The sequence below is a fragment of the Novosphingobium sp. TCA1 genome (assembly GCF_009811895.1).
Classification (GTDB): Bacteria; Pseudomonadota; Alphaproteobacteria; order Sphingomonadales; family Sphingomonadaceae; genus Novosphingobium; species Novosphingobium panipatense_A.
Genome location: NZ_BLJH01000007.1, coordinates 198,772 through 219,998, shown reverse-complemented (window position 1 = coordinate 219,998; position 21,227 = coordinate 198,772). Strand labels below are relative to the sequence as shown.

Here is a 21,227-nt window from a genome sequence, read left to right as displayed (position 1 = left end):
CTGAGGCATGACGATCGACAGGCGCGGCATACTGGCGGCTACGATGGGGGCGGGCGCGATGCTTGCCCTGCGAGGCACGGCCTCGGCAGCGGACTTCAAGACTATCCCGCAGCGACCCTCGGTGCGGGTGATCGCGGATAACGACTATGCGGGCGACCCCGACTCGCTCGTGGCGTTGGCCCATCAGGTGCTCAGCCCCAAGGCACGCACGGTGCTCGTCACCGGGACCGCGCTGGATCGCAAGTTTCCCTCGCAAGTCCCCGCCGACCAGACGGCGCGGATCGGTGCCGGCGTCGCCACCGAACTGGTCGCGCGACTTGGACTGCCTGCCATCCCGACCGTCGCGGGTTCCGAGACCCTGGGCGACCTCGGCCCCTCGCCCGCCGCAAGGGCGATCGTCGCCGAGGCCATGCGTGAGGACAAGCTGCCGCTCGTCTTCACTTGCGGCGGGCCGCTCACGAATCTGGCGGCGGCGCTGGAACTGGAGCCCCGCATCGCCGGACGCCTCAAGGTGTTCTGGATCGGCGGCGGCGATTATTCCTCGGGAGGATGGGAATACAACCTGATGGCCGACCTGCCCGCTGCACAGCGCGTGCTTGGCGATCCAGCGCTCGAACTCACGCAAGTACCGCAATCGACCTATCGGCAGATGCAGATGTCGATCGCCGACATGCAGGTCCGGTTGCGCCCGATATCGCCTTTCACCCAGTGGCTCTACGACCGCTTCACCTCGCCGCCGGATTTCGTCGATGTCGGCGGTGCATGGCCGATGGGCGATACGCCGACCGTCGTGCTGGGCACGCTGTCACCGGAAAGTTCCACGTTCGAGACGGTCCCAGCGCACGAGATCAAGGACGACGGCAGCTACGGCGCCGTCATTCCCGGTCGCCGTCTGCGGGTCTGCACCCGCATCGACGCACGGCTGGCGTTCGACGACTTCCTCGCCCTGCTGATGCTTCACGCACGGAAAAGCTAGAAGCGCGAGGAGGTCTCGCGCTTCCCATCTATGCCGCTTCCGCGCGCCGCAGTTGCATCAGCCGCCGCCGCGCGCGGATCGCACCCGCGTCGGTTTCGAGGATCGCCGGACGCGCCTCCCAGAAGTCCATTGCGCCAAGCGCCTCCTGCGCGGCCTCGATCATCGGCTCGTCCTCCTCCACGAAGACCTGACGCGCCAGTGCCTCCGCCTCGGGCGTGGCTTCGTGGTCGTAGAAGTAGTGCGAGGTCGTCTGCGTCTCGGGCGTTATGATATGCGGGTTGACCATCTGCGGCACGACAAGATCCGCGCACTGCGTTCCCGCCCGGGCAAGACCCACAGTCAGCGCCATCGATGCCGGGGCATGCCAGCGCATGTGCAGCCACTGGTCCACCCGATCCCCCTCGGCCAGCATGGCCGCGGCCCAGATCGGCGGCGTGACGCCCTGCATGTCCCAGTTGTTCCAGATCGCGCCGTCCCGTTCGTTCAGCACCGACTGCGCGCCCCGGAATATCGAACCGTTGACGCCGAAGCTGGTGACATGAAGGAATTCGGCATGGGTCAGATCCATGAGGTTGTCGCTCACCAGCTCGTAATTGCCCCGGATCGTCAGCGAACTGCGCTGCATTCCGGTGCGGTCGACGAAGGCGAAGTCGGGGATCAGGGCCGGATCGGCCTTCGCCGGATCGCCGGGCCAGAACCACAGTCCGCGATGGGCATGCACCACCGGCATCGTGCGCACCCTCACATGGGAAGGCGGTGCTGCCGGGAATGGATTGTGGGCGCAGGCTCCCGTGCGATCGAAGCCAAGCCCGTGATAGGGGCAATGGACAAGGTCGTTCTCCAGCCTCCCCCGACTGAGCGGCACGAAGCGATGAGGGCACCGGTCGGCCAGCATGGCATAAGCGCCGTCCGAAAGGCGCACGATCAGCCACTTCTCGTCCAGCAAGGTGCGCGAAAGCATGCCGCTTTCGGGAATTTCGTGATCCCAGGCGGCCATGTACCACAAATTGCGCACGTATTCCGACATCGCTCTCCCTTTCCGTCATCGATCGGTGGAGAGCGCGCCCTGAGCGCTGCATTGCCCCATCCCGATCGGGATCGTCCCGAAGGACATGGGGCCTGCAGCCGACGGCGAGATCACGCCGCCTTCCCAAACGATCGCAGGGATCGTTACCAGGCTCGGTTTCGAAAATAATTGGAATCAAAATTCCAGTCAAGCATCATTCGCTGTCGGGAAACAGGCTCTCCGGCAGGAGGACGGCAAGCACCAGGCAGACCGCCAGAAGCGCCTCGATCATGGCGACCGCAGGCCATATGGCACCGCCTTCGCCATGCGGCGCACCGGCAAAGAAGGCCGTGCCGACCATCGCTATGCCCAGCGCCATGCCGAGTTCCTGCACGGTCTTGATCAACCCGCTGGCTGCACCCGCGTGCCGCGTGTCGACGCGGGCGAGGATCACCGGAGTCAACGGCCCGCTGGTCATGCCCATACCCGTTCCCGCCAGCGCCAGACAGGGCAGGACCCAGAACCAGGAACCGCCCACCGCGATCCATGCCAGAGAACCGCACGCGAACAAGGCCATGAACCCTGTTCCCAGTACCAGCACCCATTTGCCCCGGCTCATCACCAGCTTGCGTCCCAGAAAGGCTATGCCCAGCATCACGCCCGCACTGAACGGGATATGCAGCAGGCCCGTCTGCAAGGGCGAATAGCCCAGCAGCTTCTGCGCTCCGAAAGCGAAGACGAAGAGGAAGCCGCCGGTCGCCGCGCCGAACCCCAGGGCAATGGCCAGGCCGAGTGCGAACTGCGGCTCCGCGAAAAGCTCCGGCGCGAAAAGCGTTGCGGCGCCGCTGTCCGATCTCGTCCGCGTGCGCCGCCAGACCAGTGCCAGCAGAAGGGGAGCAGCGGCCAGTAGCGCGAAATGCCACGGCCGCCAGCCGAAGTCCGCGCCCCGCACGAGTGGTATCAGCAGAGCCGCCATCGCCCCCGCAAAGAGCACTGTACCGCCGAAGTCGATTCCGCGCGCGTTTGGGGAACTTGCATCGGGCAGCAGCCGCCAGCCGATCGCCATGGCGAAGAGACCTACCGGACCATTGATCAGGAACACGCTACGCCACCCCAGGCCGAACAGGTCGGCATGGATGAGGATGCCCCCCAGGATCGGTCCGCAGATCGCGGAGAGACCGCCAATCACGCCCACCCATGCCAGCTTGGCCACCCGTTCCCGAGGTTCGAACAGAACCTGCACCAGCGCCATGACTTGCGGCGCCATCATCGCACCCGCCGCACCCTGAAACACCCGCGCGGCGATGAGTTGCGCCGGGTTCTCCGACAGGCCGCAGAGCACCGAAGCCAGCGTGAAGCCGCCCACCCCTCCCACGAAGAGCCGCCGATAACCCAGCGAATCTCCCAGCCGTCCGCCCAGCATCAGCAACAGGGCGAAAGCCAGCGAATACCCCGCCGCCACCCATTGCGCCTGCGCCGCAGCCGCGCCGAAATCCCGCTCTATCACCGGCAGTGCCGTGTTCACGATCGTCACGTCGACGATCTCCAGAACCAGCGCCACCATCAGGGTGAGATAGGCGATCGACTTTCGGCGTGCGGTCAGCCCTGCTCCATATCGTGTGGCTGGTTGAAGCGAGACGCCGGGCGTCAAATCACGCCTTCCTGCAACATCGAAACTGCCGTCGCGCAAGCCCGCGCGGTAAGCGCCATGTAAGTAAGCGAAGGGTTCTGGCAGGCCGACGAACTCATCTGCGCGCCATCGGTGACGAACAGGTTCGGAATGTCGTGGGCCTGGCTCAACCGGTTGAGCACGGAGGTTTTCGGATCCCACCCCATCCGCGCGCCGCCCATTTCGTGGATCGAAGTGCCGCCGTGGCCCGGCCGGTCGAAGCCCATGATGACGTGCCCGCCGGCTTCGGTGAGCATCGCGGTGGCCTCGCGGTGGGCATCGGCCAGCGCGGCCATTTCTTCCTTGCCGTGCGCGAAGGCGATCTCGAGCTGGCGCACGCCGCGCGGGTCGGTGCGCTTGCTCAGGGTCAGGCGGTTGCTGGCGCGGGGCATCGAATCCGCGAAGACCACCAGCACCATCGTCCAGGGGCCGATCTTGTGCAGTTCCTCCTTGTACGCCTTGCCGATGCCGCCCATCCGCTTGCCGCGCGTCCAGGTGCCCTGCAATGCGCCGCCCTGGAACGAATAGCCGCGCGTGAAGCCTTCGCCGTCCAGAGTTTCGAGATTGCGGAAGCGCGGGATGACGATGCCCGTCGGCCGGTTGCCGAAACTGGTACGCCCTTCGAAACCGGGCATCACTGCCATGGCCGCCATCGTGTTGGCATGATCCATGATATGCGTGCCGAGCACACCGCTGGAATTGGCAAGCCCCTGCGGCATGGCCTCGCTGGCCGAATTCAGCATGAGGTGAACCGAATTGAAGGCGCCTGCATTGAGAAACACGACACGGGCAAAAGCCACCTTGTGCTCGCCGGTCTTCGTGTCGATCCAGCGCACGCCGGTAACGCGGCCGGTCTTCGCGTCGTAGTCCACCTTGTGGACCTGGGCATCGGTGACGACCTTCAGCCGCCCCGTCTTCTTGGCGGCCGGCAGCGTTGCCGATTGGGTGGAGAAATAAGCGCCGTAGGAACAGCCGCGCGCGCAGATACTGCGGTACTGACAATGCGCGCGGCCCTGTTCCGGGCGCGCTTCGGTGAGATTGGCGGTGCGGCCAATGGTCATGACCCGGTCCGGGTACTTGGCACGGATGCGTTCGCGCGCGGCCTGCTCGACGCAGTTAAGCTCCATCGGCGGCAGGAATCGCCCGTCGGGAAGCTGCGCCAATCCCTCCGCCGCGCCCGAAACGCCGACGAATTCCTCGACCTTGTCGTACCATGGGGCGAGATCGGCATAACGGATCGGCCAGTCCGTGCCGAAACCGTCGCGCTTGTTGGCGCCGAAATCGTAGTCCGACCAGCGATAGCATTGCCGCCCCCAGGTCAGCGAACGGCCGCCCAGTTGATAGGACCGAAACCAGTCGAAGTCCTTGCCCGGTGCCTTCTGGTATGGCTGCTCGGCGTCGTTGACGAAGTGGCTTTCGGTGAATTCGTTGAAGTGCCGGTTGAGCATCTGCACCGGATATTCACGGGCATAGAGCGCGGCATCGCCCTGACCTCGGAAAGGCATTTCCCATGGGGCCTTGAGTTCGGTCTCGTAGCCGGTCTGATGCTCGATATTGCGCCCGCGCTCGACCATCAGCACGGTCAGTCCCGCCTCGGTCAGTTCCTTTGCCGCCCAGCCTCCGGTGATGCCGGAGCCGACGACGATGGCGTCGAACCGGGGGGCGTCGAACCGGGGCGCGTCGAATTGGGTGTCGTTTTTCATTGTCAGCCGAAATCCACTGCGGTCCAGTCGCTGGAGAAAGCGCGCATGTCCGGGGTGAGCGGGATGTCCCATTCCCACTTGCCGGGGACGAGTTCGTAGCGAAGCTCCTGCGAACCACCCGCTTCGCTGGTGTAATACCCGGTTAGGATCAGACCCTTGACGGCCGTCCACGGCGAAGGCGGCGCCCCTTGTGCGAATGCCGCCTCGTCGAGCGCGGCCAGCAGGCGCGCGCGTTCGGCAGGCTCGTACCGCAGGAAGTCGCCGCCCGCGGCATGGTCCAGCGCGCGTTCCAGCCAGGGCAGATGACGTATCGAACCGTCGCGCCGACGGAAGGGTTCGATGGCAGCCGTCACCGCGCCAGAGGCCATCGGCGCGCGTGTACCGGACAGGCCGTGGGCCAGGGCCAGCACCACGAAATCGCCCACACCGAGGTCCATCGCGCCGGGCGTATCGGTGCGCGGGATGACGAGGTCGGATACGTCCGCGAGCAGCCTGCGCTGGCGCTCGCTCGGCTGATCTTCGGCATCCAGATTCGTGAGCTTTACGCCCGCCGCGGGAATACCCAGCGCCAGCGCCAGCAGTGCCGCTCCGGCACCGAATTCGCGGCGATTCCAGCCGGACTTCGCCCCGATCATGTGCCGATTTCCAAATGTATCGAGTCGGCCCTAGTTCTGTCGAGCCTTATGAGGGAGCCCGGATTTCCGCCGATCATACCCATCTGCAATCGCCGTTTCATCCGCATCCTCACCATTTTTATAACTATCATTCTAATTTTTGAATCTTCGCCTCGTCAAGCCTCTCTGCCGGAAACAAGTGCATTGACCGAAAGCCCGGGGATCGATACCAAACGAGAATACAAATTCTAATATGCGCCGTTCGCAGAGCGCAGTTGGGAGTAGCATGAACCCGGTATCCCGTTTCTTCAGCAGGCTGACGATGCGACCGCAGGGCGTGACCCTGGTAGCAGCGGCGTTTCTGCCCATTTTCGCCATCGTCTCGATGTTTCCGATCGTCGCATCGATGATCCGGCATTTCGCCGCAGACCCTGCCGCAGCGTCGAAAGTGCCGCTCATGGTCACCGCGCCCGGCCTTACGGTGGCCGTCCTTGCGCCATTCGCCGGATTCTTCGTGGACAAGTTCGGACGGCGCAGACTGCTGCTGGGCTGTACGTTCTTCTATGGCCTGTTCGGCACCGCACCGTTCTTCCTCGACGATCTGGACCAGATCTTCGCAACCCGCCTGATGCTGGGCGTCTGCGAGGCGGGAATCCTCACCATCGTCAACACGCTGATCGCGGACTACTGGGACGATACCGGGCGCCGCGACTGGCTTTTCCTGCAAGGCGTCGTCGGGCCGTTCCTGGCTTCGGGCGTGATCCTGCTGTCGGGAACCGTCGCATCGCTACGCTGGAACGGGGGTTTTCTGGTCTATCTGGTAGCCTTCCCGATTTTCCTTTCCATGCTGGCCTTCATGTTCGAACCCGGCGGAGCGCGGTCGAAGCAAAACGTTGCTTCTGCCGATCTCCAAAGGTCCAGCAGCGCGAAAACGGCATTTCCCCTCGCAGCAGCTGCCGCAGTGGCAGTCGTCACCCTGTTTTCCTCGGCGCTCTACTACGTGTTCATCGTCAATGGCAGCATTGCCTTCGGTGAAGTGGGCGTGACGGACCCTGCAGCGGTGGGACGCATGAGCTTTCTGCCCAGTCTTTTCGTGATCCTTGGCGCGCTACTGTTCCGGGTCCTGTCAGGACGGTCCAACGCAGCCCAGCTGGCGGCCTTTTTCGGGATCCTGGGCACGGGCCTAGCCGTTATCGGCCTAGCGCGCACGCCGGGAGAGATGGTCGTGGGACTGTGCATCCAGCAGACCGGGGCCGGAATGGCAGTGCCGATGCTGGTCGCCTGGGCCCAGACCAAATTTCCCTTCGAACATCGCGGACGCGGCATGGGCATCTGGACCGGCGCCTTCTTCTTCGGTCAGTTCACTTCGCCCTGGATCGTTCATCAGCTCAATCTGGCCAGCGGCTCCATGCAGGGTGCCTTCCTTGCCAGCGGCTGCGCTGCGGTGGGCGCCATGGTGGCCGCGCTCGTGATCGCCCTGCGCGCCAGTCCCGCGCTTCCCCGCACCGCCTGAACCCGGGACGCCAACAGAAAAGGGCCGGCAGGACAACGTCCTGCCGGCCCTTTTCCTTGCGGGGTCCTCAGAAGAGATCGGAAACTGCGAACTCGATAAGAAAACCGGCGTCCTCGCAATGCCTGGCGAGACGCAAGGTCAGACGATCCGCGACCGGCTTCCACCCCGCATCGCTCCAGAGACGCAGTGCCTTGGGCTCAAGGGGAACCCGCACCCGGCGGCTCTCGCCCGGCGTCAGGATGGCCCGCGCGAAACCCACCAGCGCGCATTCCGGCTCGTCGCGATAGACCTGTACGACTTCGCAAGTCTCGCGGTCGCCGGTGTTGGTGAGGACGATGGAGAGCGCCCCCTCCCCGCCCTCGGGCTCCGACCATTCGACCCGCGCATAGCCCTGGCCGCTGCCGAAGGGATGGTGCGCCGGACGTCCTGCCGCCACGAGCCCGCGATAACCGAACCGCGTGCCTTCGGAATAAGTCAGCGTGCCATCGTCCGCCGGTGCAAGAGCATAAGCGGGGTAATCCGCCTCCTGCGCCGCGATCGTGACCGGCAGGCGGCCGCGAGGTTCGCTGCGGCCCGACAGGACATTCGCAAGCGCCTGGGCAAAACCCTGTCCGGGATACCAGGCGGAGAGGACGGCAGCGGCGCCCTGCTCCCAGCTGCAGTCGAACGCATGGCCGACATTGACGATCACCGCCGTGCGCGGATTGACCGCGCAAACTTGCGCGATCAGGCGCTCCTGCAATTCCGGCAGCCTGGTATCGGTGCGATCCTTGCTCTCGACGCTGGAATCCGAGGTTTCCCCGACCACCAGCAGCACCGCATCGGCACCGCGCGCCGCCTCGACAGCGCGGTGGAGCATGGCCTCGGCGCTGTCGGGCCTGCGCAACCCGTACCAGAGCCCCTGCACGCGGCCGCCCACCCAGTCGAACTCCACGGTAACGACCACTTCCTGCCCTTCGGCAAGTTCGATCGTCGCCACGTCCGCATCGCCGCGCTTGAGCACGCCCATGATCTCGGAAGCCGGTACTTCACCTCCCGCGGTCAGCACTTCGCGCCCATCCACCAGAATGCGCGCCTTGCCGGTGGAGCCGAGATAGACCGCGTGTGGTCCACCGCTCTCGGCAGTGAACCTGCCGGAGGCGCGCAGCGAGCCGGGCCGGGTAAATATCGCCTGCTCATGGACACCGACGAACCACACCAGCGAATTGGTGTCGCGGGTTTCCCGCATCAGGAGTTCGCCGCTGCAACCCGGCTGCGCGAAATACGCGACCGTCATGCCCCGCGTGCAGCCGTCTCCGATATCCTGCGCCGGAACCACCGGCATTGCCGGTAGACGGGGCTGCGGATCCACGCCCGGTTCGAACACCAGATCGCAGTTCGCTCCGTAGGTTTCGCGCAGGGTGTCCAGCGGCGTCGGCACGTCGGGAGAGATCGAGATCTTCGCGAACGTACCGCCCTGGAAGCACGGGGCGTAGGCATTGGGCCCGATCACCGCCAGCCGTCCGATCGTGCCCGGTACCAGCGGGAGCATGGCGCCTTCGTTGCGCAACAGGGTGAACCCCGCTGCGGCGGCCTCTACCAGCAAAGCCTCGGCCTCCTCCGCTGGGGGCGGCAGCGACTTCGCGGCATTGAGCTGCCTTGCGACGGCCGTGACACGGGCGGCCGCATCCTCCACGCGGCTGCGCAGGACCGATCCCGCCTCCACAACCGCCTCGACTTTCGAACCCAGGAACCGCGCGGGTCCGGGCATCTCCAGATCGAGCCCGGCATTGATCGAGCCTTCGGTCGAATGCGTGCCGAACCAGTCGCTCATCACGAGACCGCCGAAGGCCCACTCGCCCTTGACGATATTCGTCAGCACTTCCGCCTGCTCCGCGCACCACGCGCCGTTCACGCGGTTGTAGGCAGCCAGGAGACCGACACACCCGGCATCCACCGCATATTCGAAAGGCAGCAGATAGACTTCGCGAAGCGTCCTCTCATCGACGCGCACGTCGACTTCATCGCGCGCCGTCTCGCTATCGTTGCACACGAGGTGCTTGGCGACCGAGCCGGTGCCGGTCGACTGCAGGCCCGCCGCCCATTCCGCACCGAGGACCCCGGCCAATACCGGATCCTCGGAAAAATACTCGAAGGCGCGCCCTGCCAGCGGGCTTCGTGCCAGATTGAGATTGGGCGCCAGCACCGCATCGACGCCGCGCGCCACGGCCTCGTGCCCGACGAGTTCCCCCAGCCGGCGGCACAAGTCGCGGTCCCACGTCGCACCGAGCAGCGTCGCACAGGGACTGAGCAGCGCGATGTCGCGCTCGTCCACCCGGCCGCTGGCGATGCCGAGCGGGCCATCAGACATCGTGAAGGCCGGAATATCGGCTTCCGGCAAAGCCACGGAAGACCACATCGCCCCGCCCGCCGTAAGCGCACTGGCCTGGGAAAGCGTAATGTCCGTCATGCCGAAGATCCGAATGCAAAGCCCATGATCTGGCGCGCCTGCGCCTGCACGGCGCTGGCGATGCCTTCATCGGCGACAACGCCGTCCGCTCCGAACGGCCTCTGCTCCACCGAGTTGACGGCGATGCCCACCGGCGTCGGCCAGCCTCGCATCGCGTGGACGACGTCGCGCAGGGCGGACAGCGTCGTGCCGCAGGCCTGCCAGCCCGCCGCCGTCACCACGAGGCCTACCGGCATGCCGTCGAAATAGACCCGCGTATCGGCTCGCAAGTCTTCCAGCAGATCGACCGCGTTCTTCACGAGCCCCGAATAACCGCCGTGATAACCGGGACTGCCGATCACCAGAGCATCGCAGGCCCGCACGGCATCGACCAGTTCACGTTCTTCCACGGTTCGCTCGGCATGTTCCGGGTTGAAATGCGGCAGGCGCGCGAGGGCAGGACCGTCGAACATCGCCGTTTCGGCGCCCAGCGCCTCGCACGCGGCCAGCACGGCGCGGACGAGGCGTTCGCTGGACGACGCCGGGCGGAAGGTTCCACCAAGGCCGACCACCCGCTTTCGGCGTGGCATTGGATCTGCTGTCATTGCACTCTCCCTGATCGGCCCGCCCTGTCCTTCGGGGCCTCTATCGTTTCCATCCGTCCGCACTCATCCCTTGAGAGCAGGCATGACCCGTTCCGAAAGGAGGTTCAGCGTCTGGTTGCCCAGCCTGAGACGTTCTTCGGTCAACGGGCCGGTCGTGGTGCCGCACAGGATGTTGCCGATACCCAGATCGCGATAGGGCGTAAGGTGCTCGATCACCGTGTCGGGCGAGCCATAAAGGCACCAGGTGCCGATCCAGTCCTCGGTGAGGGCGTTCGGTGTACGATCCGTCTTGCGATTGGCATCGTCGCTTTCCGCGCGGGCGTTGAATTCCGCCTCACGCTCCACGGCTTCCTGGTAGGAGCGCAGGATCACCTCAAGCTCATCGCGCGCCTGCTCGTCGGTTTCGGCGACATGGACCACCTGATAGGTGTGGGTAGTCCAGTCGAGCGCGGCAGCGACAACTTCGTTGCTGTGGCCCGCTTCCAGCAGGAAACCCTTGTAGATGTCGAACCACTTCTTGACGTGAGCGAACGGCTCGGTGCCACCGATCTTGGGCGGCGTGAACGCCGGGATGAAGGCCGGCCATCCGTTCTCCGCCGCGCGGCGCGAACTGGCTTCCTTCATCGCCACCGGCATCAGCCGCGCATGGCCCGGCGTGTAGGCCGCCGGCGTGATGCGCTGGAGCACGCGGCCGTTGTAAGGGCCGTTCGCGATGGTCACGGCCGGATCCTCCATCTTCTTCGCCCAGAGCTGTTCGGCAATGGCAAGATTGTTTTCCGAGATCGCGCCCGCGTCGCGATAGTCCACGGCGAAGCCGATCATCTCTTCGGGCGTGGTGCCTGACCCTACGCCGACAAGCAGCTTACCGTCGGTCAGCTGGTCGAGGAGATTGATCCGCTCCGCGAAACGCACGGGATGATGCAGCGGCACCGATACGACCGAGAAGCCGAAATGCATGTGAGGCATCTGGGCGGCCAGATAGGCGGCGAAGATGAAGCTGTCGCTTGCCAGCGGCATGTAACCGTTGAAGTGATGGTCGGGCAGAAAGATCGCGTCGTAATCGAGCGTCGCGGCAAGGCGCGCATGCGCCTCCAGATCCTTCATCAGCTTGCGGTCCTGATCGGGACCGAGCGAGCGGGCGTTCAGAAAGACGGAAAAGCGCATGTAACCCTCCCAGGGAATCATCGCGGCACGGATATGCCGACAAATTAGAATTGACGTTCTTATTTCGATAATGTGTTTATTGCTGCTATGTCAACTCGTCCAAGGCCTCGCGCCTCCGAAAAAAAACTGGCCGTCGATACGGTCAGCCGCACCCCGCAGCAGGGGCGCAGCAAGGCTTCCTTCGAACGGATGCTGGTCGCTGCGGAAAAGCTCATGCTCGAACGCGGGAGCGAAGAATTCACGCTTCAGGACGTCAGCCAATCGGGCAACGTCTCGATCGGCTCGATCTACTTGCGCTTCAAAAGCAAGGAGAACCTGGTCAGGGCGGTGATCGCCAACCACCTCGAACGCATGGCCGCAGACGAGGACGCGATGATGGCCTCGGTAAAGGCGAAAGCGACATCGCTCGACACTTTCGTCCCCCGCTACGTCCAGGCATTTGCGGAAGTTCTGCGCGACCACGCCCCGCTGCTGCGCCTCAGCATGCAGCGCGCCTCGTTCGATCCGCTGGTGTCCGAACCCGGCAAACAGAGCGCCAATCGCGCCGCCGCGATGGGTACGACAGCAATGCTCGAATACCGCGACGAATTCGGCGGCGAAGATCACGAACTCAAGGCCGATGCCGCCTACCAGATCATCTTCGCCACCCTGGCCCGCCAGTTGAGCCTCGGCTCCACAGCCGAATCCGCCTATTCCCATGATTGGCAACAGCTGAACAAGGAACTCGGCCGGATGTGCCTGGCCTACCTGAAGGCGGACGTCTGACCGAAGACTGACGACAGCGTCGCTTCAACATAGAGGGGCGCGGCAAGAATGCCGCGCCCCTTCAGTTTGCCGCATGGCCGCAAGGAGGAGAAAGCGCGGCCATGCGGTTGGACCTGCCCCTGCGTCAGAAATTGACGCTCGCACGCACGCCATAAGTGCGCGGAGGCTGGAACTGATAATTGTTGGTATGCGAAACGAAGTTCTGCTGCGCATAGGACAGCACGTTCTTGTCGAAAATGTTGCGCACGAAGGCGATCACCTTCCAACCGCCATGGTTCGGTTCGTAACCCAGCGAAGCATTGGCGATGGCGAAGCTGCCGGTCGAGATGTCGTCCAGGTTGAAGGCGGAGAAGTAGTACTTCGACGAATATTTGGCATCGGCATGCGCGGTGATCTTGCCGGACCCCAGAACGATGTCCTGGTCGATCGACCCTGTCAGCGTGAACGATGGGGCATTGGGCAGGCGATTTCCGCTGATATCCGCCGGATTGCCGTCACCATCGTTGACGACGATGCCGTCCCCGAACTTGGTGTGCAGGTAGGCCGCGTTCAGCCCGAGGCGCGTGTTCTGCCCCAGCAGCGCCTTCACCTCACCCTCGACCCCGAATATCTTCGCCGAACCCACGTTGAAGATACCGCTGCCCTGGAGGACATCGGAAGTCTGCGAAGCCTGGTAACCGCGATAGTTCGAGTAGAACACGTCCCCGTTGAGCTGAAGCGTATTGCCCAGCAATGAGTTCTTGGTGCCGATTTCGAAGGCATCGAGCTGTTCGGGATCGTAGGGCACCGGTGCCGAGCTGCCGTTGGAGTTGAAACCGCCCGACTTGTAGCCGCGATCGTACTTGGCATAGATCAGCGTATCGGGTGCCGGCCGATAGTTGAGGCCGGCGTGCCAGGTCGGCTGGCTGTCGCTCAGCCTGCCGTTGCCTTCGACCGGGAAGGTCGAGGCAGGCGCGAAGGGGCTGGCCAGCGCCTGAAGATCCAGCAGGGCTTGCCCGCTGCGTACTTTCTTGTCCCATGTATAGCGGCCGCCCAGACTGATCTCCAACTGATCCGTCAGGTCATAATCGACTTGCGCGAAGACCGCCTGGGAGCGGGTACGGATCTTGTAGTCGAACTTGATACCGTACTGATCGGGCTGCCCCAGCGCCTCGAGCGGACCGCCAACCGCGAAAGGCCCGGTCATTTCGCGGTTGTAGAGCCCGGAGTCGACCTTGTTGTTTTCGCTGAACCGGAAGTATCCGGCCTGGAAGAACAGACGCGAACTGTTGTCGTTGCTTACGCGGAACTCGTGGTTCCAGGTCTTCGGTCGCTCATTCTGCCGGAACTGGCGGTTGGCGGGATATTCCGGGCCGGTCGCGTCGAGCACGTTGACCCAGTTCTGGCTGTCGTAGCCGCCCGCGTAGATGAAGTTGAGATTGCTGTCGGTCGTATAGGACAGTTCCCAGCGAATGCGATCGCCTTCAAGGGTGGTCTTCTGCGGCGAATTCCCGGGAAAAGCGCCCAGATCGCTGAAGCTCGGCTTCGGTCCGCCCAGCGTGCCGCGCAGGATCGCGTCGCCGTTCACCACGCGGGAATCGTGCTGATAGGAAACCCACGCCGAAAGCCCCCCGGAGTTGTAGAGCGCCTGGATACGGCCAGAGGCAAAATCCTCGTCGTCGCCGCTCCTGGTGGGGCCGTCGATCTTGCGATAGCCGTTGTGGCTGAGATAGGTCCCCGATGCGCGGATCGCGAAAGTGTCGCTGATCGCCAGGTTGGCACCCATCTCACCATTGAAAGTGCCGAAATTGGCGACTTCCACCGAACTGTAGCCGCCATTCTCGAACTTGGGACGATTGGTGATGATACTGACCAGACCGCCGGTTGAATTGCGTCCGTTCAAAGTACCCTGCGGTCCTTTCAACACTTCGATACGCGCAAGATCGTACATCGAGGAGTTCAGCGAGAACGAGCGGTTGGTGTAGAAACCGTCCCGCGCGACCGGAACCGAAGGATCGCCGATCTCGGTCACATCGGTAGAGGCGATGCCACGAACGGCGACATAGGCCGCGCCCGCCGAGGGCGAGATGTTCACGCTGGCGTCGATCGAGGCAAGGTCACGAACCGAGGCGATACCCGCATCGCGCAGCGCATCGCCGGAATAGACATTGAGCGCGGTAGGCGTGTCCTGTGCATTCGATGCAGTGCGGTTTGCCGTGACGATGATGTCGCCAAGCCCACTCGCCTGCTCCTGCGATTCGTCGGCCGCGTTCTGCGCCAGAGCCATTGTCGGCATGGCGAACACGGACACGGAAACAAGCAGGAAATTCAATTTCATGGAATCCTCCCCAATGCGTCTGCTGGCCCTTATGGGCATTCGTTATAAAACCAGAATACGCATTCTAATTAATGGAGGCGCAATCGGTCGTCAAGCAGATCGTTCGATGCCAATTTGCGAGGTAGGGAGGCCGCAAACGCCTTCCACACCTGTTCCATCCCGCCCCCTGCTAGGGCACTTCCCATTTTAGAATATAGATTCTAACTATGAGCCATCGAATCGCATCGCGGTTACGAAACAGGGGAGAGAACAATGATCGACCGACGCTCCATTCTGGCAGGCGCCGCCATCTCCGGCCTGACTGCATTGGCACCTGCAACGACACCTGCGCTGGCGCGCACGGCCAGGCCCGTGGCCCCGGCATTCCCGAAAGGTTTCCTCTGGGGGTGCCGCCACCGCGGCCTATCAGGTCGAAGGCAACAACGTGAACAGCGATGTATGGGCCATGGAACACGCCAAGCCCACGGTCTATGCCGAACCTTCAGGAGATGCGGCGAACAGTTTCGCACTGTGGCGCACCGACCTCGATCTCGTGAAGGGACTGGGTCTCAACAGTTATCGCTTCAGCCTGGAATGGGCCAGGATCGAGCCTGCCAAGGGCGAATTCTCGATCGCGATGCTGGAACACTACAAGGCAATGATCGAAGGGTGCCGGGAACGCGGCCTGAACCCGATGGTGACCTTCAACCACTTCACCACGCCCTCCTGGTTCGCCGCGCAAGGCGGCTGGTCGAACGCCGAGGCCCCCGCGCTTTTCGCGCGGTACTGCGACCGGGCAGCACGCCATCTGTCAGCCGGGATCGGACAGGCTTTGACACTGAACGAACCCAATCTCAGTGGTCTGCTGGACGTGGTGCTGCCTGGCGACATCGGGCAAAGGCTGCTCGGTGCGGACCAGGCCATGCAGGAAGCGGCTGCCAGGGAACACGGCGTGGCACGATACCTGCCGGGCAACCCGCTCTATGTCGCAGATCCGCAAGTCGTGCAGACCAACCTTCTCGCCGGCCACAAGGCCGGGCGCGAGGCGATCAAGGCGGTCCGTCCCGATCTTCCCGTTGGCGTCAGCCTGGCCATCATCGACGATCAGGAAGCGGGCAGGAACAGCCTGCGCGACGCGATGCGGGCAAAACTCTACCAGCCCTGGCTGGAGGCCGCACGCGGCAACGACTTCGTGGGCGTCCAGAACTACGAACGCTCGGTGTGGAACGACAAGGGACGCCTGCCGGCTCCCAAGGGTGCCGAAACCAACGATGCGGGTTCGGAAGTGTATCCCCCCTCTCTCGCCGGAGCGGTGCGCTATGCCCATCAGGTCAGCGGCGTACCGGTCATCGTCACCGAGCACGGCATAAATTCATCCGATGACGGGAAACGTGCCCGCCTGATCCCGGCCGCTCTCACGGAGTTGAAGCGGGCCATGGACGAAGGCGTGCCGGTGCTCGGTTACATGCATTGGTCGCTGGTGGACAATTATGAATGGGTTTTCGGATACAAGCCCCAGTTCGGCTTGCACACGCTGGACCGCAAGACTTTCGCCCGGACGGCCAAGCCATCCGCGCGAGTGTTGGGGGGCATTGCCGCCCGCAATTCGCTCTAGGAACTGCGCAGCGAGATCACGGCCAGACTGTCGGCAGAGGTCAGGAACAGGGACTTGCCCCCCTGCCCGATCGCGCAATTGGCCACGGCCTTGCCGGTCTCGATCACGCCCAGCGCCTGCCCTGCGGCCGTGCAGACATGGACACCGCCGGGGCCGGTGGCGAAGACAGTTCCCGAGGCGCCGGTCTTGATGCCGTCCGGCAGGCCCGGCTTGCCGGCGGCGAGATCGGCGCGCAAATCGAGGAACAGGCGCCGATCTCCCGGCATGCCGTCCGCGTCTAGGGCATAGGCAAGGACTTCAGGCTGCTTCTCGTCCGACAGCGAGAGGTAGAGCGTGCGCTCGTCCGGCGACAGGGCGACTCCGTTGGGGCGGCGATGGCTGCGGTCCAGCAGGTCGACCTTGCCGCCGGGCGAAAGGCGGTAGAGCCCGCACCAAGGCAGTTCGCGCAGCGGCGATTCGTCCCCTTCGGCAAAACCGTAAGTCGGGTCGGTGAAGTAGACGTCACCGGATCTGGCCACGCAAAGATCGTTGGGGCTGTTGAAGCGCTTGCCTTCGAAACGGTCGGCCAGTGTCTCGCGCGCGCGGGACTTGAGATCGATACGCACGATCCCGCGCGATCCGCTGTCCGCCGCGATCAGCCTGCCCTGCCCATCCAGCGCCAAGCCATTGAGCCCGGCCTCGCGGATCGCGGACGGGACCGGCGACTGAAGCCCGGAAGGGCGCAGGAACACTTCGACACCGTTCTTCGCGGACCAGCGGTGGACGGTGTTGCTGGGCGGATCGCCGAACAGCAGGCAGTTTTCGCGCGGGACCCAGACCGGCCCTTCCGCCCAGCGGAATCCCGATGCCAGGCGCCTGACGGATGCCCCCGGCGCAACGATACGATCAAGACCGGGGTCCAGGCGGCGCACGGCACCGAATGCAGGCTCCTCGGCCGCCACCCGCGCGGCATCCAGAAAGGGCGCGACAGAAAGTGCGGCCAACAGGCTGCGTCGGTTCATCATGTCGTCATCTCGATATGTCGGCGCTCTGCGGCCGAACGGTAAATGGCCTCGATCACGCGCATGTCGGCAAGACCTTCCTCGCCCGCGACGATCGGCGTCGTCCCTTTCAGAATGCACTCGGCCAGATGATCGAGCTGCCCTGCGAACTGGTTGCGCGCTGGCGGCGGCAGCGTTCTCGGAGCGGTAACCCCGTCCTTGCGGATCGTCATCGTCTGCCCGACATAAGGCGTGGCCGGTTCCATCGCGATCCAGCCTTGCGTGCCGATCACCCGGTAGCCGTTGTGCGCCGAACTATAGCTTGAAATGCAGTTCGCCTCGATGCCGGAGGGGAAGCGGAGCACGAAGCTGATACGGTCCTCCACCGTGCGGAAGCGCGGATCGCTGCGGTCCGTCGATTCCACCGCGCTCACTTCGACCGGTTCTTCCCCGGTCAGGTAACGCGCCGCGTTGAGGCTGTAGATGCCGATATCCATCATCGATCCGCCGCCGGACAGCGCCTTGTCGATTCGCCATTGTCCCGGCTGGATCGGAAAGCCATGCTCCGCCGTGATCAGCCGGGTAGGACCGACATGGCCGCCGCGCGCCAGTTCTATCGCCAGCCGGTTGTAAGGCTCGAAGCGCGAGCGATAGCCGATCATCAGCTTCTTGCCCGCCTTGCGGGAGGCCGCGATCATCGCCTGGCATTCGGCCACGGAAGTGGCCATCGGCTTTTCGCAGAGGACGTGCTTGCCCGCCTGCGCGGCGCGAATGCTGTACTCGGCATGCAGGCTGTTGGGCAGTACGATGTAGACGGCGTCAATATCGGGATTGTCGCGAATGCGGTCGAACTGATCGTAACTGTAGCGATGACTGGGTAGAATACCGTATTCGCTGCCGTACTGCTCCAGCTTGGCAGGCGTACCGCTGACAAGGGCGACAAGCCGCGCGTTTTCGCAACCGGCAAAGTTCGGCATGATCTGACGCGTGGCGTAATAGCCCAGCCCCACGATGGCATAGCCGATCTTGCGATCGGCCGGGGCATAGCCGATCTTGCGATCGGCCGCGAAGGCCCGGGACGCAAGACCGGGGGCAAGCCCCAGAGCCGCCATACCCGCGCCGATGCCGAGAACTTCGCGCCGAGATCCCATATTCCCGGACCCCATATTCCCGGACCTAAGCCAGACGCCCGGCCGCGATGGCGACCTGGGTGCGGTTGCGCACGTTGAACTTGCGCATCAGCGCCGTCATGTGAACTTTCACCGTCGCCTCCGCCATGCCCAGCTCATAGGCGATCTGCTTGTTGAGCAGGCCCGAGCGCACGCAGCGCAGCACCTTGAGCTGGGTCGGGGTGAAATGGAGCGTCTCGACCGGGGCCGCGCGCGCGGCGACATCCTGGCTGACGGGAACCGTACACAGATCTGCAACGAGGTGCATATCTCTCTCCCTTGGTGACTCGATTCTATGGCGCCGCACAAGGGATGAAAGCCCCGCCGCACCGGAGTTCGTTGATCATGGTGATACTGGAATCAGTCAGACAGGTTCAAGCAAAATCGTACCGCTAACACTAAAATATCTAGAATAAGCCGATCTTGCAGCTATAACCTGTCCAACAGATTTGGGCAGCACCGCCAGCCCAACCACAAAGCAAGGACAAGGGAGAGGCGAGGAATGACGCCGTCATTTCGTCGAGCGCGGCCGCTGGGCCCATGCAGCAATATCCGGTCTTCCTCATGCGAATCGGTCAAGTCATGACTGCCGAGGATATCAGGCTCATCCTGTCGGCCGTCATCGGCATCGCGCTCTCCATCGCGCTGATCGTGCGCGGACGGCTTCACCCGTTCGTGGGTCTGCTCTGCGGCGCCTTCACGGTCGGCATCCTTGCCGGAATCCCGCTGGAGGAAACCGCCAAGTCCGTCGAGAAAGGCGCAGGCACGATCCTGGGCGGCACCGGACTGGTCGTGGCACTGGGGCTGGGCCTGGGCGCCATGCTGCAACTGTCGAACGGCGCTGCCGGGCTGGCCCATGCCGCCTTGCGCGTATCGGGCATCAAAGGCGCGCCATGGGCAAGCCTCTTCACCGCGCTGCTGATCGGCCTGCCGCTGTTCTTCGAGACCGGCCTGGTGCTGCTGCTGCCGATCGTCGCTTCCGCCGCCGCCGCCCTGCCCAAGGGCATGGACGACGACGAATCCAAGCTGCGGCTGATGCTGCCCGCGCTGTCCGGCCTTTCGGTTGTACATGCGCTCGTACCGCCGCATCCGGGCCCGCTGCTGGCGGTGAACGCCCTCGGCGCGAATCTCGGGCTGACGCTGGCCTACGGGCTGCTGGTCGGCATTCCCACGGCCATCATCGCGGGCCCCTTGCTCGCCCGGTTCACCGCGCGCGGGGTCAAGCTCAGCCCGCCGCTCCTCGCACCCGAAACCATCGACGTGGCAACGCCCTCTGTCCTGCGCGCCCTGACCGCGGTGCTGCTGCCGGTCGTACTGATCGCCGCAGGACAGGCGGTCGCGATCGCCCCGCCTGCGGTTGCCGCCCATTTCGCCTGGCTCACCTGGGTCAGCGATCCGGTCATCGCCCTGCTGCTGGCCAATCTCTTCGCCCTGCCCCTGCTGTTCGGCGGACGCCTTGGCGAGCGCCGCATCCAGGACGCGATCTGGCTGGAGGCCATGGCGCCCGCAGGGGGCATCCTTTTGGCCATCGGCGCGGGCGGTGCGCTCAAGCAAGTGCTGGTAACCGCGGGCCTTTCCGACATGCTGGTGCGGCTCGCGGGCGACGGCGCGATTTCTCCCCTGCTGCTGGCCTGGGGCGTCTCGGTCTGTATCCGCCTCGCCACCGGCTCCGCCACGGTCGCCACGATCACCACGGCGGGCGTGATGGAAGGCCTGGTCGCCACATCGGGCGTCGAACCCGAGTGGATGGTGCTCGCCATCGGCGCAGGATCGCTGTTCTTCTCCCACGTCAACGATCCCGGCTTCTGGCTGGTGAAGAGCTACCTCGGCACCGACATGCCCGGCACCTTCCGCACATGGTCGATCATGGAAACCGTCGTGGCCGTGGTCGGCCTGCTGCTGGTGCTTGCGGCGAGCAGCGTCATCTAACTAAGGAGGGGGCATGACGGGCAGGCAGGACTTTCGATGAACCAGGCGCGGCTTTCCGACCATGCCTATGCGGGCATCGTCGAGATCATCAAGTCGAAGGAACTGGAGGTCGGCGCGCGCCTGCCTTCGGAAGCGCGGCTGGCGGAGATGTTCGGCGTATCGCGCGCCATCGTGCGCGAGGCGCTGGTGCGCCTCGCCTCCGACGGCATCACCGAGGCGCGGCGCGGCGCCGGCTCCTTCGTGAAAAGCCGCCCTTCGGACCGGCTGGCCGCTTTCATGCCGATGAGCGAGCTTCCCTCGACGCTGGGCAGCTACGAAGTGCGCTTCGTGCTGGAGGCGGAGGCCTGTCGGCTCGCCGCCACCCGGCGCACGTCGATGGAGATGGCCCATGTCGAGGAAGGCATGGAGATGCTGCGCGAGGCACTGCTGTCCAACGCGCCCGCCCATGCCGAAGACATGGAACTCCACCGCCGCATCGCCGCCGCAACCGGCAATCCCGCCTTCCTGATCGCCTTCGATGCGCTGGAGTCGGACGTGGAGAAGATCATGCGCGCGGGGGTCGACATCTCCCGCTCGCGCCCGCCGGAAGTCATCGCTGCCATGCTGCGCGAGCACGAAGTCATCGTCGACGCCATCCGGGCGCAGGACGCCGAAGGCGCGGCCCTGGCCATGCGCTGGCACCTATGGGAAGGCCGCCGCCGCCTGATGCCCTAGGGTGTGCGGGGATTCAGCTCATGCGGGCCTGCGAACGGCGGCCTTTCGCGCTTCCGGTGCTCACGTACCGAAAGTACGCTG

16 protein-coding genes and 1 pseudogene are annotated in these 21,227 nt (G+C 64.4%); 6 read left to right on the top strand and 11 right to left on the bottom strand.

What is annotated here, in order from left to right:
• Nucleotides 1-7: 7 nt before the first annotated feature.
• Nucleotides 8-976: a nucleoside hydrolase gene (locus tag NTCA1_RS11260; RefSeq protein WP_159830566.1), complete on the top strand. Its 969-nt coding sequence runs from the start codon at nucleotides 8-10 to the stop codon at nucleotides 974-976.
• Between the two features lie 28 nt (nucleotides 977-1,004).
• On the opposite strand, the gene NTCA1_RS11255 is transcribed toward NTCA1_RS11260, so the two are convergent.
• The 4 genes from NTCA1_RS11255 to NTCA1_RS11240 all read right to left on the bottom strand — a co-directional run bounded on the left by NTCA1_RS11255 (nucleotide 1,005) and on the right by NTCA1_RS11240 (nucleotide 5,989).
• A complete protein-coding gene (locus tag NTCA1_RS11255) occupies nucleotides 1,005-2,003 on the bottom strand; it encodes an aromatic ring-hydroxylating dioxygenase subunit alpha (protein WP_159830565.1) in 999 nt (332 codons plus the stop codon).
• 193 nt (nucleotides 2,004-2,196) lie between these two features.
• Nucleotides 2,197-3,633 (bottom strand): MFS transporter, encoded by a 1,437-nt coding sequence (locus NTCA1_RS11250; RefSeq protein ID WP_236549244.1) that lies wholly within the window; start codon nucleotides 3,631-3,633, stop codon nucleotides 2,197-2,199.
• Nucleotides 3,630-5,354 (bottom strand): GMC oxidoreductase, encoded by a 1,725-nt coding sequence (locus NTCA1_RS11245; protein WP_159830564.1) that lies wholly within the window; start codon nucleotides 5,352-5,354, stop codon nucleotides 3,630-3,632. The genes NTCA1_RS11250 and NTCA1_RS11245 overlap by 4 nt, the downstream gene beginning before the upstream one ends.
• A 2-nt stretch (nucleotides 5,355-5,356) precedes the next feature.
• Nucleotides 5,357-5,989 carry a gluconate 2-dehydrogenase subunit 3 family protein gene (locus tag NTCA1_RS11240; protein ID WP_159830563.1) on the bottom strand — a complete coding sequence of 211 codons (633 nt, stop codon included), beginning with the start codon at nucleotides 5,987-5,989 and terminating at the stop codon, nucleotides 5,357-5,359.
• A gap of 232 nt (nucleotides 5,990-6,221) precedes the next feature.
• Here NTCA1_RS11240 and NTCA1_RS11235 point away from each other — a divergent pair, with 232 nt between their 5' ends.
• Nucleotides 6,222-7,481 (top strand): MFS transporter, encoded by a 1,260-nt coding sequence (locus NTCA1_RS11235; protein WP_374705178.1) that lies wholly within the window; start codon nucleotides 6,222-6,224, stop codon nucleotides 7,479-7,481.
• A 67-nt stretch (nucleotides 7,482-7,548) separates the two neighbouring features.
• Here the strand turns inward: NTCA1_RS11235 and NTCA1_RS11230 are convergent, their stop codons facing one another.
• The 3 genes from NTCA1_RS11230 to NTCA1_RS11220 all read right to left on the bottom strand — a co-directional run bounded on the left by NTCA1_RS11230 (nucleotide 7,549) and on the right by NTCA1_RS11220 (nucleotide 11,678).
• Entirely contained in the window at nucleotides 7,549-9,930 is a 2,382-nt protein-coding gene (locus tag NTCA1_RS11230) for a glycoside hydrolase family 3 protein (RefSeq protein WP_159830562.1), read from the bottom strand.
• The gene (locus tag NTCA1_RS11225; protein ID WP_159830561.1) at nucleotides 9,927-10,514 is read right to left on the bottom strand and encodes an NADPH-dependent FMN reductase; all 588 of its coding nucleotides are present in this window, start codon (nucleotides 10,512-10,514) and stop codon (nucleotides 9,927-9,929) included. Before NTCA1_RS11225 ends, NTCA1_RS11230 begins: the two co-directional genes overlap by 4 nt.
• 63 nt (nucleotides 10,515-10,577) lie before the next feature.
• Complete coding sequence (locus NTCA1_RS11220; protein WP_159830560.1) at nucleotides 10,578-11,678, bottom strand: LLM class flavin-dependent oxidoreductase; 1,101 nt, start codon at nucleotides 11,676-11,678, stop codon at nucleotides 10,578-10,580.
• Between the two features lie 87 nt (nucleotides 11,679-11,765).
• On the opposite strand from NTCA1_RS11220, the gene NTCA1_RS11215 reads away from it, so the two are divergent.
• On the top strand, nucleotides 11,766-12,443 hold the full coding sequence (locus NTCA1_RS11215; protein ID WP_086489848.1) for a TetR/AcrR family transcriptional regulator: 678 nt from the start codon (nucleotides 11,766-11,768) through the stop codon (nucleotides 12,441-12,443).
• Between the two features lie 124 nt (nucleotides 12,444-12,567).
• Here NTCA1_RS11215 and NTCA1_RS11210 read toward each other — a convergent pair whose 3' ends face one another.
• Nucleotides 12,568-14,760 carry a TonB-dependent receptor gene (locus NTCA1_RS11210; RefSeq protein ID WP_159830559.1) on the bottom strand — a complete coding sequence of 731 codons (2,193 nt, stop codon included), beginning with the start codon at nucleotides 14,758-14,760 and terminating at the stop codon, nucleotides 12,568-12,570.
• Between the two features lie 252 nt (nucleotides 14,761-15,012).
• Here NTCA1_RS11210 and NTCA1_RS11205 point away from each other — a divergent pair.
• Nucleotides 15,013-16,354, top strand: a pseudogene (locus tag NTCA1_RS11205) (family 1 glycosylhydrolase).
• Here the strand turns inward: NTCA1_RS11205 and NTCA1_RS11200 are convergent.
• Genes NTCA1_RS11200 through NTCA1_RS11190 form a run of 3 tightly spaced genes read right to left on the bottom strand, consistent with a single transcriptional unit; the run spans nucleotide 16,351 to nucleotide 18,771 of the window.
• A complete protein-coding gene (locus tag NTCA1_RS11200) occupies nucleotides 16,351-17,358 on the bottom strand; it encodes an SMP-30/gluconolactonase/LRE family protein (RefSeq protein WP_159830558.1) in 1,008 nt (335 codons plus the stop codon). The pseudogene NTCA1_RS11205 and the gene NTCA1_RS11200 sit on opposite strands and share 4 nt — an antisense overlap.
• Nucleotides 17,355-18,485, bottom strand: coding sequence for a Gfo/Idh/MocA family protein (locus tag NTCA1_RS11195; RefSeq protein WP_159830557.1), 1,131 nt, complete (start codon nucleotides 18,483-18,485; stop codon nucleotides 17,355-17,357). Before NTCA1_RS11195 ends, NTCA1_RS11200 begins: the two co-directional genes overlap by 4 nt.
• Nucleotides 18,486-18,510: 25 nt before the next feature.
• Nucleotides 18,511-18,771, bottom strand: a complete 261-nt coding sequence (locus tag NTCA1_RS11190) for a helix-turn-helix transcriptional regulator (protein WP_086489843.1) — start codon at nucleotides 18,769-18,771, stop codon at nucleotides 18,511-18,513.
• A gap of 314 nt (nucleotides 18,772-19,085) precedes the next feature.
• On the opposite strand from NTCA1_RS11190, the gene NTCA1_RS11185 reads away from it, so the two are divergent.
• On the top strand, nucleotides 19,086-20,432 hold the full coding sequence (locus tag NTCA1_RS11185; protein WP_159830556.1) for a GntP family permease: 1,347 nt from the start codon (nucleotides 19,086-19,088) through the stop codon (nucleotides 20,430-20,432).
• A gap of 36 nt (nucleotides 20,433-20,468) precedes the next feature.
• Entirely contained in the window at nucleotides 20,469-21,146 is a 678-nt protein-coding gene (locus NTCA1_RS11180) for a FadR/GntR family transcriptional regulator (RefSeq protein ID WP_159830555.1), read from the top strand.
• Nucleotides 21,147-21,227: the final 81 nt, after the last annotated feature.